Source organism: Massilibacterium senegalense, assembly GCF_001375675.1.
Lineage (GTDB): Bacteria > Bacillota > Bacilli > Bacillales > Massilibacteriaceae > Massilibacterium > Massilibacterium senegalense.
Window position 1 is genome coordinate 1396105 of sequence record NZ_LN831786.1, and the last position, 13502, is coordinate 1409606.

Consider the following 13502-nt stretch of genomic DNA (forward strand, 5'->3'; position numbering starts at 1 on the left):
TTCCACCTTCTTATTTCTTATTTATGATGCTGTTCACTTTTGTTGGAAGACCAAAGATTTTGATGAAACCAACAGCTGCATCGTGATCAAATTCGTCATCTGTTGTATATGTTGCTAATTTTTCATCATAAAGTGAGTTAGGTGATTTACGTCCTTCTACAATAGCATGTCCTTTAAATAACTTAATCCGTACTGTACCTGTTACTACTTTTTGCGTTTCTTTAATGAATGCTACTAATGCTTCACGAAGTGGAGTAAACCATAATCCATCATAAATGATTTGAGATAACCGTTGAGATACAATTGGTTTAAAATGAGCCACGTCTTTTGTTAATGTTAAGTCTTCTAATTCTTTATGTGCTTTAATTAATGTCATTGCAGCAGGAGCTTCGTACACTTCACGTGATTTAATTCCTACAAGACGATTTTCTACGTGGTCAATACGGCCAATACCATGTTTTCCTGCTACTTCATTTAATTTTAAAACCATTGCATTTAAGTCCATTTTTTCACCATTTAATGAAACAGGTACACCTTCTACAAATTCAATTTCTACATAATCTGGCTCATCAGGTGTTTTTTCTAATGGTTGTGTTAATTCATACGCATCTTCTGGTGGAGTAGCCCAAGGGTTTTCTAAAATTCCACATTCGTTTGCACGTCCCCATAAGTTTTGGTCAATGGAATATGGGCTATCTAAATTAATTGGAATTGGGATGTTGTGTTGTTTTGCGTATTCAATTTCTTCATCACGAGACCATTTCCATTCACGAACTGGAGCTAATACTTCAAGACCTGGTGAAAGTGCTTGGATTGAAACTTCAAAACGAACTTGGTCGTTTCCTTTCCCAGTACATCCATGTGCAATCGCAGCTGCACCTTTTTCTTCTGCAATTTCTACTAATTTTTTAGAAATAAGTGGACGAGATAAAGCAGATACTAATGGGTATTTTTCTTCATAAAGAGTGTGACCTTGTAAAGAAATTAGTGCATATTCTTCTGCAAATTCTTGTTTCGCATCTACTACGATTGATTCTACAGCACCAACCTTTAATGCTTTCTCTTTAATGAAGTCAAGGTTTTTTCCTTCCCCAACATCTAAACAAACGGCAATTACTTCGTGCCCTTGGTCTTGTAACCATTTAATTGCTACAGACGTATCTAAACCACCGGAATAGGCTAAAACTACTTTTTTGTTTGACATGTTCATCGTTCCTTTCAGTCTGAATATTCATTCTAGTTAATTAATTTTTATGCATCTCATATAAAATGAAAAGGACAGTATCATCCTTGTTTTCACTTATACCTTATAAATTATTGCTTGTTCTGTTGAATACTTTACCAAGTTTCGTTATAAATTTCAATAGATATTCAAAAAATAGTATAAAGAAATCTTCCATCAGTAGGGGTTTTCACATTTCTTCCCTGATGGTTAGATGTACTATCCCACTTTTATCTTAAAAGCGGAGATAGATTAGCGGAGTTTGATTCCTACTCAACTGTTCTCAGTGTTACCTTACCATTTTGAAGTGGTAGGCTTTCCCCCATTGATGAGGAATAAAGATTAATTTTTTTATTCAAGTTTCATGACAAATGTAAAAATATTTCTTACAATAAGGACAACAGTATGAGGAGGGGTAGTAAGTATGGAATATCAATTTATTGAAGATGTACGCCTGGGCATTGCACTTCCAGAACTAAATACAGAGTGGGAGAACCTTTCTATTCAAACACAAGAACAACTTTTGGCAAAATGGGAAGACATTAGAGGATCTATCCCTGATCGTATTTTTGAGCTTGAAGTTATTATTAATAAAAAACAAGCCGAACTAGATAATGAAGAAGACTTCGAAAGCTCTTGTCGTTTAAATTGGGAGATTGCAGATCTAGCTTCCACTATTAATGATTTATGGTTATGGTTCCGTGCAAATAATAATATCTCCGTAAAAATGCATCAATAAAAAAGAAGCCAAATAATGGCTTCTTTTTTTATATCGCAACTTTTTGATGCTCCTCCATCAAACGCATTGTATCCCGCGCAATCATTACTTCTTCATTCGTTGGAATCACTAATACTTTCACTGGTGAATGTGGATAATTTAAATAAGCTTCTTGTCCATGTATCTTATTTAAATCTGGATCCCAATATACACCCATAAACTCTAATCCTTTTAAAATAAGACCACGTATTAATTCACTATTTTCTCCAATACCTGCAGTGAAAATAATCGCATCTACACCACCCATTTCCGAAGCATATAACCCGATATATTTATGAATACGGGAAGCAAAAATATTTAATGCTAAACTAGCTCTTTCATTTCCATTTTCCGCCTCTGAATGAATGTCACGTAAATCACTAGAGAAACCAGTGATTCCTAGTAGTCCACTTTTTTTGTTTAACATTTGAATAACTTCTTCCACCGTCATCCCTGTTTTGTCCATGATATACGGAATAAGTGCTGGGTCGATATTTCCTGAACGCGTTCCCATCGTAACACCAGCAAGTGGGGTGAACCCCATCGAAGTATCAATTGATTTTCCACTTTCAATAGCAGTAATACTAGAACCGTTTCCTAAATGACAGGAAATTAATCGTAACTCTTCAATTGGACGTCCTAAAATTTCCGCTGCTCGTTGGGATACAAATTTGTGAGATGTTCCGTGGAAACCGTACTTCCGAATACCATACTTTTCATAATACTCATATGGCAAACTATATAAATATGATTCTTGAGGCATCGTTTGATGAAAAGCCGTATCAAACACAGCAACTTGCTGGACATCTGGAAGTGCATCTTGAAAAGCTTGAATACCTACTACATGCGCTGGGTTATGGAGCGGTGCTAATTCTGATAATTGTTGAATCGCTTCTACTACTTCATCCGTAATCAAAACAGAATCACTAAACCGTTCTCCTCCATGAACTACCCTATGTCCAATTCCATCTATTTCACTCAAGTCCATAATAATCCCGCTAGAAATTAATCGCTCTAACAAAATGGTCACTGCTGTAAAATGATCTGGGATATGCATAATTTCTTTTGTCTTGTTTCCACTCGCTTCAATACTGAATGTTGCATCATCTAATCCAATTCGTTCAACTAATCCTTTTGAAATAACAACTTCATTTGGCATATCTAATAATTGGAATTTCAATGACGAACTTCCAGCGTTAATAGCTAAAATATTAGACATTCCTTTCGCTCCCTTCGATTTAAATCAATCATTTTTATGTATGACTATCTTGTTTCGTGTCGCTTCTCTATTTTTATTTTTATATCTATAGTGGATAAGTGAAGTTGTGAAAAATAAAAAAGAATATTTTCACATAAAGAAGAATATTAATTACTATTCTTACTTTTTACTTTAATGAATTTCTATTCAATATTCAATCTTTTTTCAACATTTTCATAATCAAAATTTTCTTTTTATTCTAGTAAAAGAAGTTTTTTACTTAGCAGAGAAGAACATAACGCCCTTTTCCCCTCACAAATATGTAAAAGATGCTATCGAAAAATAATTATTTTCGATAGCGTTTTTTTTCTAAAAACAATCTTTATTATCTTCCACCCATTTATTGATTTCTTTCATTACATTTCTAAGCTCTTCTTTATGTTGGAATGTAGGAAGAGATGCTAAAAGTGCTTGTTTCGGTTTTTTCACTTGTTCATTTTTCTTGCGTAAAAATAAAATACTTCTTGCGTTATGTTCATATTTAAATAAAGAAATAGGTAGTTGAACAACTCCATAAATAATAGCTTCTTTTTCTATCATTTTCTTTAAATTAATTGCTTGTTTACTTACAAATAAGTCATTCGGAATAAGGAAAAATGCAGATCCATCATTTTTCAAGTATCGAAGTGACTGTTCGATTAACAAATGATGAACATAGGTGTGATTATCTTCTACTTCTTTTACTTGAAATGTTTTTGCTATGTCATTATTCGGATAATAACCTACTGGTAAATCTGAACAAATAATGTCTACTGAGTCCAAGTAAAGTGGCATCACACTATCTTGATGATATAGTTCTAGTTTTTCTTCTAGTAGATTTGCTTGTACATACGCTAATCGTAATAACAACGGATCTGCATCTATACCGATTAATTCCGCTTGTGGAAGTTCCTTTTTTATATGAAACATTAAATTTCCTGTTCCTACCGCTACATCTAAAATAGTTGGTAATTTATCTTTCGGTACAACTAATTGAATCAAGTAAGCTATTAAAAGGCTGATTGCATCTGGGGTTGGTTGATAATTAAATGACGGATCATCGTTCATCCCTTTTATAACGGCAAATTGAAATGCTTTTTGTAATAATGCTTTACTCGGTTTTTGTTTATGTATACATTCATAAATACGCGCCAATTGTTGTTCCGTTTCCTCATCCAATGGTTCTTCTATTTCTTTTGTATAAATATTTTCTGTTGTTTCAATGAGCGCTTCTAAATATGATATATTTTGATATTCTGATATTAAACGTGTCGTTTCATCTAAACATTTAAATACTTTTTCTATTTGTTGCATTTCATCCATGTCTAATCCCTCCATATCCCTAAAAGTTTATTTTAGCAAAAACATAGGCCATTTTTAAACAAAAAAGAGATAGGAAACTTTTTCTCTATATTTTTAGTATTACCTAAATGATACGAGTAGAAACATTTTTTCTACAATTACTTGATATTTGTATATTTTTTTACTTTGAATATAATATTTGCATAATAGAATATTAGGGGAGATAGGGGTGCAAAAAAATGAAAAAACTCCCGATAATGATCGGGAGCTTTATTCATTATAGAGCCGCTTTCGCTGCCTCCACTGCTGCATCGTAATTTGGTTCTTCACCAGCTGCAGGCACATATTGAACATATGTAACTTTATCGTTTGCATCTACAACGAATACTGCACGAGAAAGTAAACGGAAACCTGGTACTACTACACCATAAGCTTCACCAAATGATAAGTCACGGTGGTCACTTACTGTTTTTACTTGGTCAATTCCTGCAGCACCGCACCAACGTTTTTGTGCAAATGGAAGGTCCACACTTACAGTTAAAATTTCAACATTTCCAAGTTTTGCTGCTTCTTCGTTAAATGTACGTGTTTGTTTATCACATACACCTGTATCTAAAGAAGGAACAACGCTAATAATACGTACTTTCCCTTTTGAATCCGCTAGCGTTACTTCACTTAAGTCGTTTGCTACTACTTTAAAATCAGGAGCTTGATCTCCTACTTTCATTTCTTTTCCTTGAAGTTCTAATTCTTTTCCACCAAACACAAATTTAGCCATAAATCTTCCTCCTTTATAACATCTCTATAGTGTTAATGATAACGGTACTTTCCAATGTTTGCAACTAATTTGAGTATCATTATACTTATTTTTCTACCACTTATTCATTCTTACCAACTTTTATCACTCATTAACGGGCATTTAAAAATGTTAAGGTAAGACTGAAAAACAGTCAATTAAGTGGGGGAAGTGAAAAAACTCCGACTGATAGAAGATTTCTTTTTATAGAGATAAAGAAGTTGATTAGTTCTTTTTTTATTCTAAAAGGTGAATATGTTTATCAAATTGTATCTTGCTGTCCATTCATTGGTTCTCGTTGTTTTTTTTGAAATAACTCTTTCATATTTTCTACGACTTGTGGGGCATAATCTAAAATACGGTCCAATAAGTGGGTATTTTCATCCGCATGAATCATTTTAATTTCATCTGGACGAACAACTAAGAAACCAATCGGTGTAATAGATACACCACCACCACTACCCCCAGCAAATGGAAGTCCTTGTTCTGAATGAAGTTCTTTATTGTAATATTCGCTTCCTCCAGCTACAAATCCAAATCCAACTTTGGAAACAACCATAATAATAGTTCCTTCTGGTGCCTCAATTGGATTACTAATAATCGTATTTACATCAATCATTTCTTTTAAATTTTCCATTGCCGTTTTCATTAATCCTTCAATTGGATGATTCATCATGTTGACGGTTCCTCCTTACATTTCGTTTTGCAAAACGGTATGCCACTTTTATAGCTTGACCGAACCGAATGGAAACTATACCTTCTATCATGACGGAAAACATAAAAGTAGAAAAATGTGGATGAACAGAAAAAACAGGTCGTTTTTCAACGTGACAAAATTGATAAAGAAGCGCTTGAACCGTCCCTTTTATTGTCCATAATGTCCCGGATAATAAAGCGGTCGTATAAGCATCTGCTACGCCAAACGACGTCGCCCATTCTAATTTTTTTACATGCACAGATTGTAAGAACGCATGCATAGTACGGTACACATCTTCCATTTCATGTACGAACTTTTGCATATTTTTTATCGAATTTTTTGTATTCTCTAGCGTCCATTTTTTCTTTTCTCCTTCTGTTGTTTTCATTTTCACACTTTTTAAATCATTTGAAAGAGCAACATAGGATAGTTCTTTTTTCAAACGAACAAGCCCGTATAAGAAAATAATTTGAACCATTAAGTGATCTTTCTTTTCGTGATGCTGGTATTGAAAGATGACTGTAATGCGCATACAAAAAAGCAAAATAAAGAACAAGATGAAACAAACAACGATTAGTAAACTCCACATCATATCCTCCTTTTTCCATTATGGACAAAGGCAAAAAAAAATAAACTTATCAAAAGACAAGTTTATTTTTAGCTTATTTATTCTTTTGTCTGAATCACATACGTATCTGCAAACAAATCGTGCAGGCTTTGCTTTTTAGGTGTAAACCCAGCAATAATGTATCCGACAAATCCTACTTTACTAATAATTTTTCCAATTACTTCACGGAAAATGCAATCTGTCCACGAAAGGGGTTCTCCCTCTTTATTAATCACTTTTAAACCGAGAACCATTTTTCCTAATGTTTGTTGCGCAAATTTTGTCATTAAGACAAAATAAGTATACCCAATAATAGCTGTCAATATAGCTTGCGTTGGAATCGTTCCTAAAGGATCTGGAATTAATTCAAAGGAAAAAAACGGATTAATGATAATTCGATTTAACGCTCCGATTACGAACATATCGATAAGAAAGGCCCAAAAACGCATCCAAAATCCCGCGTATCGAAACGTTTTTTCTTCTCCAACTATATCATTCGTCGACAACGTTGGTTGATTGACTTCTTCATATGTCATATCCATCCCAATTCTCCTCCTTATTCAGTATATAAATACATTAATCGTGGTGAAGATGGGGATGCTACAGATTGTAAAAATTTAGTTACAGCATCATCTTCTTTTCCTAACAGTTTATTTGCTTTTGCACTAAATAATGACGAAAAAGTAGCCGTTTGTCCATAATGAACAACTGATAATGATTCATCGCCAACATCTTTTTTCATCGCTGCTGTCACGTCTTCTAAATAGCCAAAGTCATCAATTAAGTTAATTTCTTTTGCTTGAATTCCATCATAAATACGTCCATCTGCAATTTGACGAACTTGTTCTTCAGACATCTTACGTCCTTCACTAATAACTTTTACGAATCCATCATAAGAGTTGTTAATCATGGACTGCATAATTTGTCTTTCTTCCTCTGTCATTTCGCGATTAGAAGACATAATGTCTTTATGAGGACCACTTTTAATCGTTTGATCTTTAATTCCCAATTTCTCTTGTAATCCTGCTACATTATAACCGCTCATAATAACACCTAGTGAACCTGTTAACGTTTCTTTTGTTGCAAAAATTTTATCAGCAGGAGCAGAAATATAGTATCCGCCTGATGCTGCCATCGATCCCATAGATACATAAATTGGTTTATCATATTCTTTTTTCAATTGAACAATTTTATGATGAATTTCTGCACTTTCCATCACTCCACCGCCCGGAGAATTGACACTAAGTACGACACCTTTTACAGATTCATCTTGCATCGCATCCGTTAACATCGTTAAAAACAACTGATGATTATATGATTCTTGACCAAGTAAACTAGTTGCTTTTCCACTATCTAAAATAACACCTTCAACATCTAAAACTACGATTTTATCTAAGCTATCTCCTTCTTCAATCACTGTTTCAAAGTATTCTTGTTCTGCAATGTTTGAAAATACGGACTCAAAATTTTGTGTAAATAAAGACATGGCAAAACTTACTCCCCATGAAACAAAGACAACTACAACTGCAATCACTAATGCAATCCATCTCTTTGCGTTCATAAAATTCCTCCTCTAAATTCATATAGAATGAATGCATTCTTTATACATTATACGATTGTAACGCAAAAAACGTTTCATTTCTTTCTTTTTTTCCAATCTCCTACAAAGTTATGATACATTATAATAAAGAAATCTACCATCAGTGGGGTCTTACTCCCCGTTAATAAGGGGTAAAATGAATACTTTTATCTTTCGTCTATGCAATTTGTCATGATAAGATAGGAGAAACTATTATTTTTTGGAAAAAAGGGTATGACATATGTAAGACAATCTATTTATATATAATTCGGAGGAGATTCAATTATGACCGATCGTAAAAATCTTTTTTTCTTTTACAAACAAGATCCATATTTGATGAATAAAATTGAACCGCTGATTGAATTAGCAAAAAAATATGGATTTACTATTGTAAATCACCATAAAGATGCGAATATCATCGCCAGTTTCGGAAACGATGGTTCCTTTTTACAATCTGTTCGCAAAACAGGTTTTCGTGATGATTGTCTCTATGTTGGGATTGGTACGAAACCACAAAACTTTTATTGCGATTTTCATTTAAATGATGTAGAAGGATTAGTCGAAGCACTTCAAACAGAAAAAGTGGAAGTTCGAAAATATCGTACCATCGAAACAACCATTAATAATTCTTCCTCTTTTTATTCGTTAAATGAGACATCAATTCGTTCCTCTATTATTAAAACGATTAGTATGGATGTTTTTATTGATGATCTTCATTTTGAAACGTTTCGTGGAGATGGTTTAATTATTTCTACTCCAACAGGTAGTATGGCGTATAACAAATCTGTCTTTGGTGCGGTTGTTGATCCATTGCTACCTTGTATGCAAGTGAGCGAACTTGCTTCTTTAAATAATACAAAATATCGAACACTCGGTTCACCGTTCATACTAAGCGGGGAGCGTTCTTTAACGTTACGCATCATTCCAGATGGAAATAATTATCCTGTTATCGGATTTGATAATGAAGCACTTAGCTTTAAACAAATTGAAGAAATTAACGTTCGCTTACAAGACCGTAGAATTAAAACAATTAAATTAAAAGACAATTCATTTTGGCAGAAAGTAAAACGTAGTTTTTTATCATAAAAGGGACGTCCAATCGTTGAAAAAATCAACTAATTGGACGTCCCTTTTCCCATCTCTTTATTTTAATTCTAACTCACGTTTTCTTAATTCTACACGACGAATTTTTCCGGATGTCGTTTTTGGTAACGACGATACATATTCAATTTTTCTCGGATATTTATATGGGGCTGTTAACTCTTTGACGTGTTCCTGAAGATCTGCTGTTAATGCATCACTTTGTTCAAAATTTTCGCGTAATACTACAAATGCTTTAACAATATTCCCACGAATTTCATCCGGGCTGGCAACTACTGCACATTCTTGCACTGCAGGATGTTTTACTAACGCATCTTCAACTTCAAAAGGCCCTATCGTATAACCCGAACTAATAATAATATCATCTCCACGACCTTCAAACCAAAAATACCCATCTTCATCTTTAGAAGCTTTATCTCCCGTTACATAATAATCACCACGATAAGCTGCCATTGTCCGTTCTGGATCTTTATAATATTGTTTAAATAACGCTGGTGTATCTTTATGGACGGAGATATCCCCAACTTCTCCAACTTCAACAGGATTCCCATCTTCATCGATAATTTCCACGATATTTCCTGGTGTCGGTTTCCCCATAGACCCTGGTTTTACGTCCATATTTAATAGTGTTCCGACCAGTAATGTATTTTCTGTTTGTCCATACCCATCGCGCACTCTCACTTGAAAAACACGTTCAAATGTATCGATGACTTCGCGATTTAACGGTTCTCCAGCAGACACCGCACTTCTTAAGTGGGATAAATTATATTGTTCTAAATTATCTACTTTTACCATTAATCGATATTCCGTTGGTGTACAACATAATACGTTTACTTTATACGTTTCCATTAGTTCCAAATATTTTTTAGGTTCAAAACGACCACGATAAATAAAACCTGTCGCTCCGCTTCCGAGTACTGAAACAAAAGGACTCCATATCCACTTTTGCCACCCTGGTCCCGCAGTTGCCCAAACGACATCATCTTGTTCCATCGCTAGCCAATTAGAAGCAGCTGTTTTTAAATGAGCATACCCCCAACCGTGCGTATGAACAACTCCTTTAGGTAAACCTGTCGTTCCTGATGTGTATGATAAAAATGCCATGTCATCGCGATGTGTTTTTGCTCCTTCAAACGATGCAGATTCATCATTTGCTAATTCTGATAAACCCTTCCACCCTCCTTTTGTGCCACCAACAATAAATTTATGTTTCCAACTAGCTGGATAATCTTCTACTTCATCAAATTCATGTGTATATTCAGCATAACTAATAACAGCTGATACTTCACCATGATGTAACCGATATGAAATATCTTTTGCGCGTAACATTTCCGAAGAAGGAATAACAACGATACCAGACTTTAAGCAAGCCATATAGACAGCATAAGTTTCAATAAGACGTGGCATGATAATCAGTGCTTTTTCTCCTTGCTTCATACCAGAATGCGCTAAAACATTTGCAATTTGATTTGTTCGCTCTACTAATTTAGCATACGTAATTTCTTCTTCATTTCCCTCATCGTCTTTAAAAATGAGTGCTAGTTTATTCGGATCTTGTGCATACTTTTCAAACTCACTTGTCAAATTGTACCACTCACTTGCAATTAGCTCTTCTCGATTCATACAGGTCCCCTCCTAAAATGAATTCATAACGCTTTCATTTAACAGAATAATTCGATTATTCAGTATACTTTACGAGCTCTTCTTTATAAAATAAAAGCAGTGGAATAATTATTTCTTCATTTCCACTGCTTTTTCCTTCTAAAATAAATGTTTAAATTTTTCTTCTAAAACACCCATCTCATTTATCTCTATCACTTTTGTTTGATTTACCGCTTCTTTTACTAGTTCTTCTACCGGTAAATATTGCTCAAATTTATTTGCATCTTGTCGTTTTGGTTTTGTTTTTGGAGAAGGTGGTAAAAATATCGTACAACAATCTTCGTATGGTAAGACCGAAATATCGTATGTTTCAATTTTTCGGGCCCATTTTATAATATCTACTTTATCCATGGATACTAGAGGTCGAATGATAGGTAAAGTTGTCACTTCATTAATCGTATTCATACTATAAAGCGTTTGAGAAGCTACCTGACCTAAGCTTTCTCCCGTTGCTAATGCCAAAATATTATTTTTTTTCGCAATTTCTTCTGCAATCCGAAACATCATACGACGCATAATTGTCATCGTATAGTTAGACGGCATTTCTTGATGAATCGTTTCTTGTACTTTTGTAAACGGTACGAGATGTAGTTTTATTTTCCCATTGTAAGTTGCTAATACTTTTGCTAAATCTTCTACTTTTTGCTTCGCTCGCTCGTTCGTATATGGGGGACTATAAAAATGAATTACTTCTAAGCGAACACCGCGACGCATCGTTAAAAACCCTGCTACCGGGCTATCAATTCCACCTGAAAGAAGCAATAAGATTTTCCCACTACTTCCTACCGGAAGGCCTCCGAGCCCTTCATAATGGAGGCAAGTGATAAAAGCTTCTTTGCCACGTATTTCTACTTTTACTGTCACATCAGGATGATGCACATCTACGGTAATGTTTTCTGTATAACGCAAAATAAAGCTACCAATCTCATAATTCAATTGATTACTTAGAATAGGAAACGTTTTATTAGAACGCCTCGCTGCAACTTTAAACGTTTGAATTGGTTGCTCAATCGCTTGAAACGCCTCGAGTGCTCCTTTTTGAATACTTTCAAGTTCTAACTCTGTTGTAACGACTACTTCAATAGAATAAATACCAAATACTTTTTGTAATCGTTTCACAACTGGCTGATAGTCTACTCCGTTTAATGAAATAAAAATTCGGTCAAACGATGCCTGGATGTGTACCTCTGGATAAGCATCTAGCGCTTCTCTTATATTTTGAAGTAGTTGATGAATAAATTGATTTCGATTTCGCTTCTTTAATGTTATTTCACCATAGCGTACGACTAGTTGCTCATACTTCATTTGTCGACCTCCTCTAGTTGTGTCAATAATACCGAAATCTCTTCTATACATTTTTTTGCTTCTTCTAGCGTGTTAGCATACGAAAAACTAAATCGAATCGAATGTTTTGCTCGCTCTTCCTTTTCATAGCAAGCAGCTAACACGTAGCTTTTTTGTTCTTGCTTGGAGGAACAAGCTGATTTCGTGGAAACATAAATTCCTTTTTCCTCTAAGGCGTGAACGATTGTTTCTGGTTTAAAGGAAAGAAATGAAGCATTTAAAATATGAGATGCATGGTATTCTTCCGGCGAATTAATATACACTCCTTTTAATGCTGAAAGTTCCTTTCGCAAATATTGTTCTACTTGCTTAATTTGTGTTTTCTTTTCGTTATATGTTTCAAAAGATATTCGTAAAGCCTTCACTAACGAGACAATCCCAGCTACATTTTCTGTCCCTGCCCGCAGACAAAACTCTTGTTGGCCTCCAGTAAATAACGGTTCTAATTGCACACCATTTCGTACATATAACATTCCGGTTCCTTTTAATCCATGAATTTTATGACCAGACATCGTACATAGGTCAATATGTGCTTTTTTTAAATCAAGTGGTACTTTTGCTAAACCTTGTACGTAATCGACATGAAACATAACCGTATGTCTTTGTGCTAATAATTGTCCAATTTCCTCAATAGGTTGAATGGTTCCTATTTCGTTATTTACATGCATCACCGAAACGAGAATCGTATCGTTTCTAATTGCGCATTCTAAATCAGAAAGAGATATTCGTCCTGTTTGATCCACTGGAAGATAAGTAATGTCAAACCCTTCTTCTTCTAACTGTCTACATGCTTGCAATACAGACGGATGTTCTATTTGAGTCGTAATAATATGTTTCCCACGTGCTTTATAAAAATGGGCCATTCCTTTTATGGCCAGTTGATTCCCTTCCGTACCTCCGGAAGTAAAAATAATCTCGTTTGTTTTCACGTGAAGAAGTTCCGCTGCAAATCGTCTTGCTTGCTGTAATAATCGTTCTGATTCCGCACCTTTTTTATGCAAGGAAGATGGATTTGCAAAAAAATCTCTCGCTACTACTGTATATGTTTTAAGCACCTCATCATACGGTTTCGTGGTGGCGCTATTATCAAAATAAATCATTTATTTCCTATACTCCTTATTTGAGTGTTTGCATTTTTTAATGATACCATATTTTCTTTCTCCTTTCCGAGTAAGAAGTATGAAACGATAACAAATTC

13 protein-coding genes are annotated in these 13502 nt (G+C 34.5%); 2 read left to right on the forward strand and 11 right to left on the reverse strand.

The genetic code is table 11. The annotated features are described in order from the left end of the window. Positions 1-10: 10 nt before the first annotated feature. On the reverse strand, positions 11-1204 hold the full coding sequence (locus BN1372_RS10340) for an argininosuccinate synthase (protein ID WP_062199192.1): 1194 nt from the start codon (positions 1202-1204) through the stop codon (positions 11-13). A 442-nt stretch (positions 1205-1646) separates the two neighbouring features. Between BN1372_RS10340 and BN1372_RS10345 the strand changes: the two genes are divergently transcribed. Beyond that, complete coding sequence (locus tag BN1372_RS10345; RefSeq protein ID WP_062199194.1) at positions 1647-1961, forward strand: hypothetical protein; 315 nt, start codon at positions 1647-1649, stop codon at positions 1959-1961. Positions 1962-1989: 28 nt separating this feature from the next. Here BN1372_RS10345 and BN1372_RS10350 read toward each other — a convergent pair whose 3' ends face one another. The 7 genes from BN1372_RS10350 to sppA all read right to left on the reverse strand — a co-directional run bounded on the left by BN1372_RS10350 (position 1990) and on the right by sppA (position 8179). Next, positions 1990-3198 carry an acetate kinase gene (locus tag BN1372_RS10350; protein ID WP_062199195.1) on the reverse strand — a complete coding sequence of 403 codons (1209 nt, stop codon included), beginning with the start codon at positions 3196-3198 and terminating at the stop codon, positions 1990-1992. A 348-nt stretch (positions 3199-3546) separates the two neighbouring features. After that, positions 3547-4539: a class I SAM-dependent methyltransferase gene (locus tag BN1372_RS10355; protein WP_062199197.1), complete on the reverse strand. Its 993-nt coding sequence runs from the start codon at positions 4537-4539 to the stop codon at positions 3547-3549. 256 nt (positions 4540-4795) lie between these two features. Then, positions 4796-5296 carry a thiol peroxidase gene (tpx, locus tag BN1372_RS10360; protein WP_062199199.1) on the reverse strand — a complete coding sequence of 167 codons (501 nt, stop codon included), beginning with the start codon at positions 5294-5296 and terminating at the stop codon, positions 4796-4798. A 280-nt stretch (positions 5297-5576) separates the two neighbouring features. Next, positions 5577-5990, reverse strand: a complete 414-nt coding sequence (gene ytfJ / locus BN1372_RS10365; protein WP_062199201.1) for a GerW family sporulation protein — start codon at positions 5988-5990, stop codon at positions 5577-5579. After that, on the reverse strand, positions 5971-6600 hold the full coding sequence (locus tag BN1372_RS10370) for a DUF2953 domain-containing protein (RefSeq protein WP_062199203.1): 630 nt from the start codon (positions 6598-6600) through the stop codon (positions 5971-5973). Before BN1372_RS10370 ends, ytfJ begins: the two co-directional genes overlap by 20 nt. Positions 6601-6677: 77 nt before the next feature. After that, positions 6678-7160 carry an RDD family protein gene (locus BN1372_RS10375; protein ID WP_082419020.1) on the reverse strand — a complete coding sequence of 161 codons (483 nt, stop codon included), beginning with the start codon at positions 7158-7160 and terminating at the stop codon, positions 6678-6680. A gap of 14 nt (positions 7161-7174) precedes the next feature. Then, on the reverse strand, positions 7175-8179 hold the full coding sequence (sppA, locus tag BN1372_RS10380; protein ID WP_062199207.1) for a signal peptide peptidase SppA: 1005 nt from the start codon (positions 8177-8179) through the stop codon (positions 7175-7177). A 303-nt stretch (positions 8180-8482) separates the two neighbouring features. On the opposite strand from sppA, the gene BN1372_RS10385 reads away from it, so the two are divergent. After that, complete coding sequence (locus BN1372_RS10385; RefSeq protein ID WP_062199209.1) at positions 8483-9283, forward strand: NAD kinase; 801 nt, start codon at positions 8483-8485, stop codon at positions 9281-9283. A gap of 57 nt (positions 9284-9340) precedes the next feature. Here the strand turns inward: BN1372_RS10385 and mbcS are convergent, their stop codons facing one another. The 3 genes from mbcS to BN1372_RS10400 all read right to left on the reverse strand — a co-directional run bounded on the left by mbcS (position 9341) and on the right by BN1372_RS10400 (position 13404). After that, complete coding sequence (gene mbcS / locus BN1372_RS10390) at positions 9341-10921, reverse strand: acyl-CoA synthetase MbcS (RefSeq protein ID WP_062199211.1); 1581 nt, start codon at positions 10919-10921, stop codon at positions 9341-9343. Between the two features lie 138 nt (positions 10922-11059). Then, positions 11060-12265, reverse strand: coding sequence for a tRNA uracil 4-sulfurtransferase ThiI (thiI, locus tag BN1372_RS10395; protein WP_062199213.1), 1206 nt, complete (start codon positions 12263-12265; stop codon positions 11060-11062). Next, positions 12262-13404 (reverse strand): cysteine desulfurase family protein, encoded by a 1143-nt coding sequence (locus tag BN1372_RS10400; RefSeq protein WP_062199215.1) that lies wholly within the window; start codon positions 13402-13404, stop codon positions 12262-12264. Before BN1372_RS10400 ends, thiI begins: the two co-directional genes overlap by 4 nt. Between the last annotated feature and the right edge of the window lie 98 nt (positions 13405-13502).

Excerpts from the sequence above, each read along its gene's own strand:
- tpx (WP_062199199.1), bottom strand. The coding sequence starts at position 5,296 with ATGGCTAAATTTGTGTTTGGTGGAAAAGAATTAGAACTTCAAGGAAAA.
- thiI (WP_062199213.1), bottom strand. The coding sequence starts at position 12,265 with ATGAAGTATGAGCAACTAGTCGTACGCTATGGTGAAATAACATTAAAG.
- BN1372_RS10355 (WP_062199197.1), bottom strand. The coding sequence starts at position 4,539 with ATGGATGAAATGCAACAAATAGAAAAAGTATTTAAATGTTTAGATGAA.
- ytfJ (WP_062199201.1), bottom strand. The coding sequence starts at position 5,990 with ATGATGAATCATCCAATTGAAGGATTAATGAAAACGGCAATGGAAAAT.
- BN1372_RS10370 (WP_062199203.1), bottom strand. The coding sequence starts at position 6,600 with ATGTGGAGTTTACTAATCGTTGTTTGTTTCATCTTGTTCTTTATTTTG.
- BN1372_RS10340 (WP_062199192.1), bottom strand. The coding sequence starts at position 1,204 with ATGTCAAACAAAAAAGTAGTTTTAGCCTATTCCGGTGGTTTAGATACG.
- mbcS (WP_062199211.1), bottom strand. The coding sequence starts at position 10,921 with ATGAATCGAGAAGAGCTAATTGCAAGTGAGTGGTACAATTTGACAAGT.
- BN1372_RS10375 (WP_082419020.1), bottom strand. The coding sequence starts at position 7,160 with ATGGATATGACATATGAAGAAGTCAATCAACCAACGTTGTCGACGAAT.
- sppA (WP_062199207.1), bottom strand. The coding sequence starts at position 8,179 with ATGAACGCAAAGAGATGGATTGCATTAGTGATTGCAGTTGTAGTTGTC.
- BN1372_RS10345 (WP_062199194.1), top strand. The coding sequence starts at position 1,647 with ATGGAATATCAATTTATTGAAGATGTACGCCTGGGCATTGCACTTCCA.
- BN1372_RS10400 (WP_062199215.1), bottom strand. The coding sequence starts at position 13,404 with ATGATTTATTTTGATAATAGCGCCACCACGAAACCGTATGATGAGGTG.
- BN1372_RS10385 (WP_062199209.1), top strand. The coding sequence starts at position 8,483 with ATGACCGATCGTAAAAATCTTTTTTTCTTTTACAAACAAGATCCATAT.
- BN1372_RS10350 (WP_062199195.1), bottom strand. The coding sequence starts at position 3,198 with ATGTCTAATATTTTAGCTATTAACGCTGGAAGTTCGTCATTGAAATTC.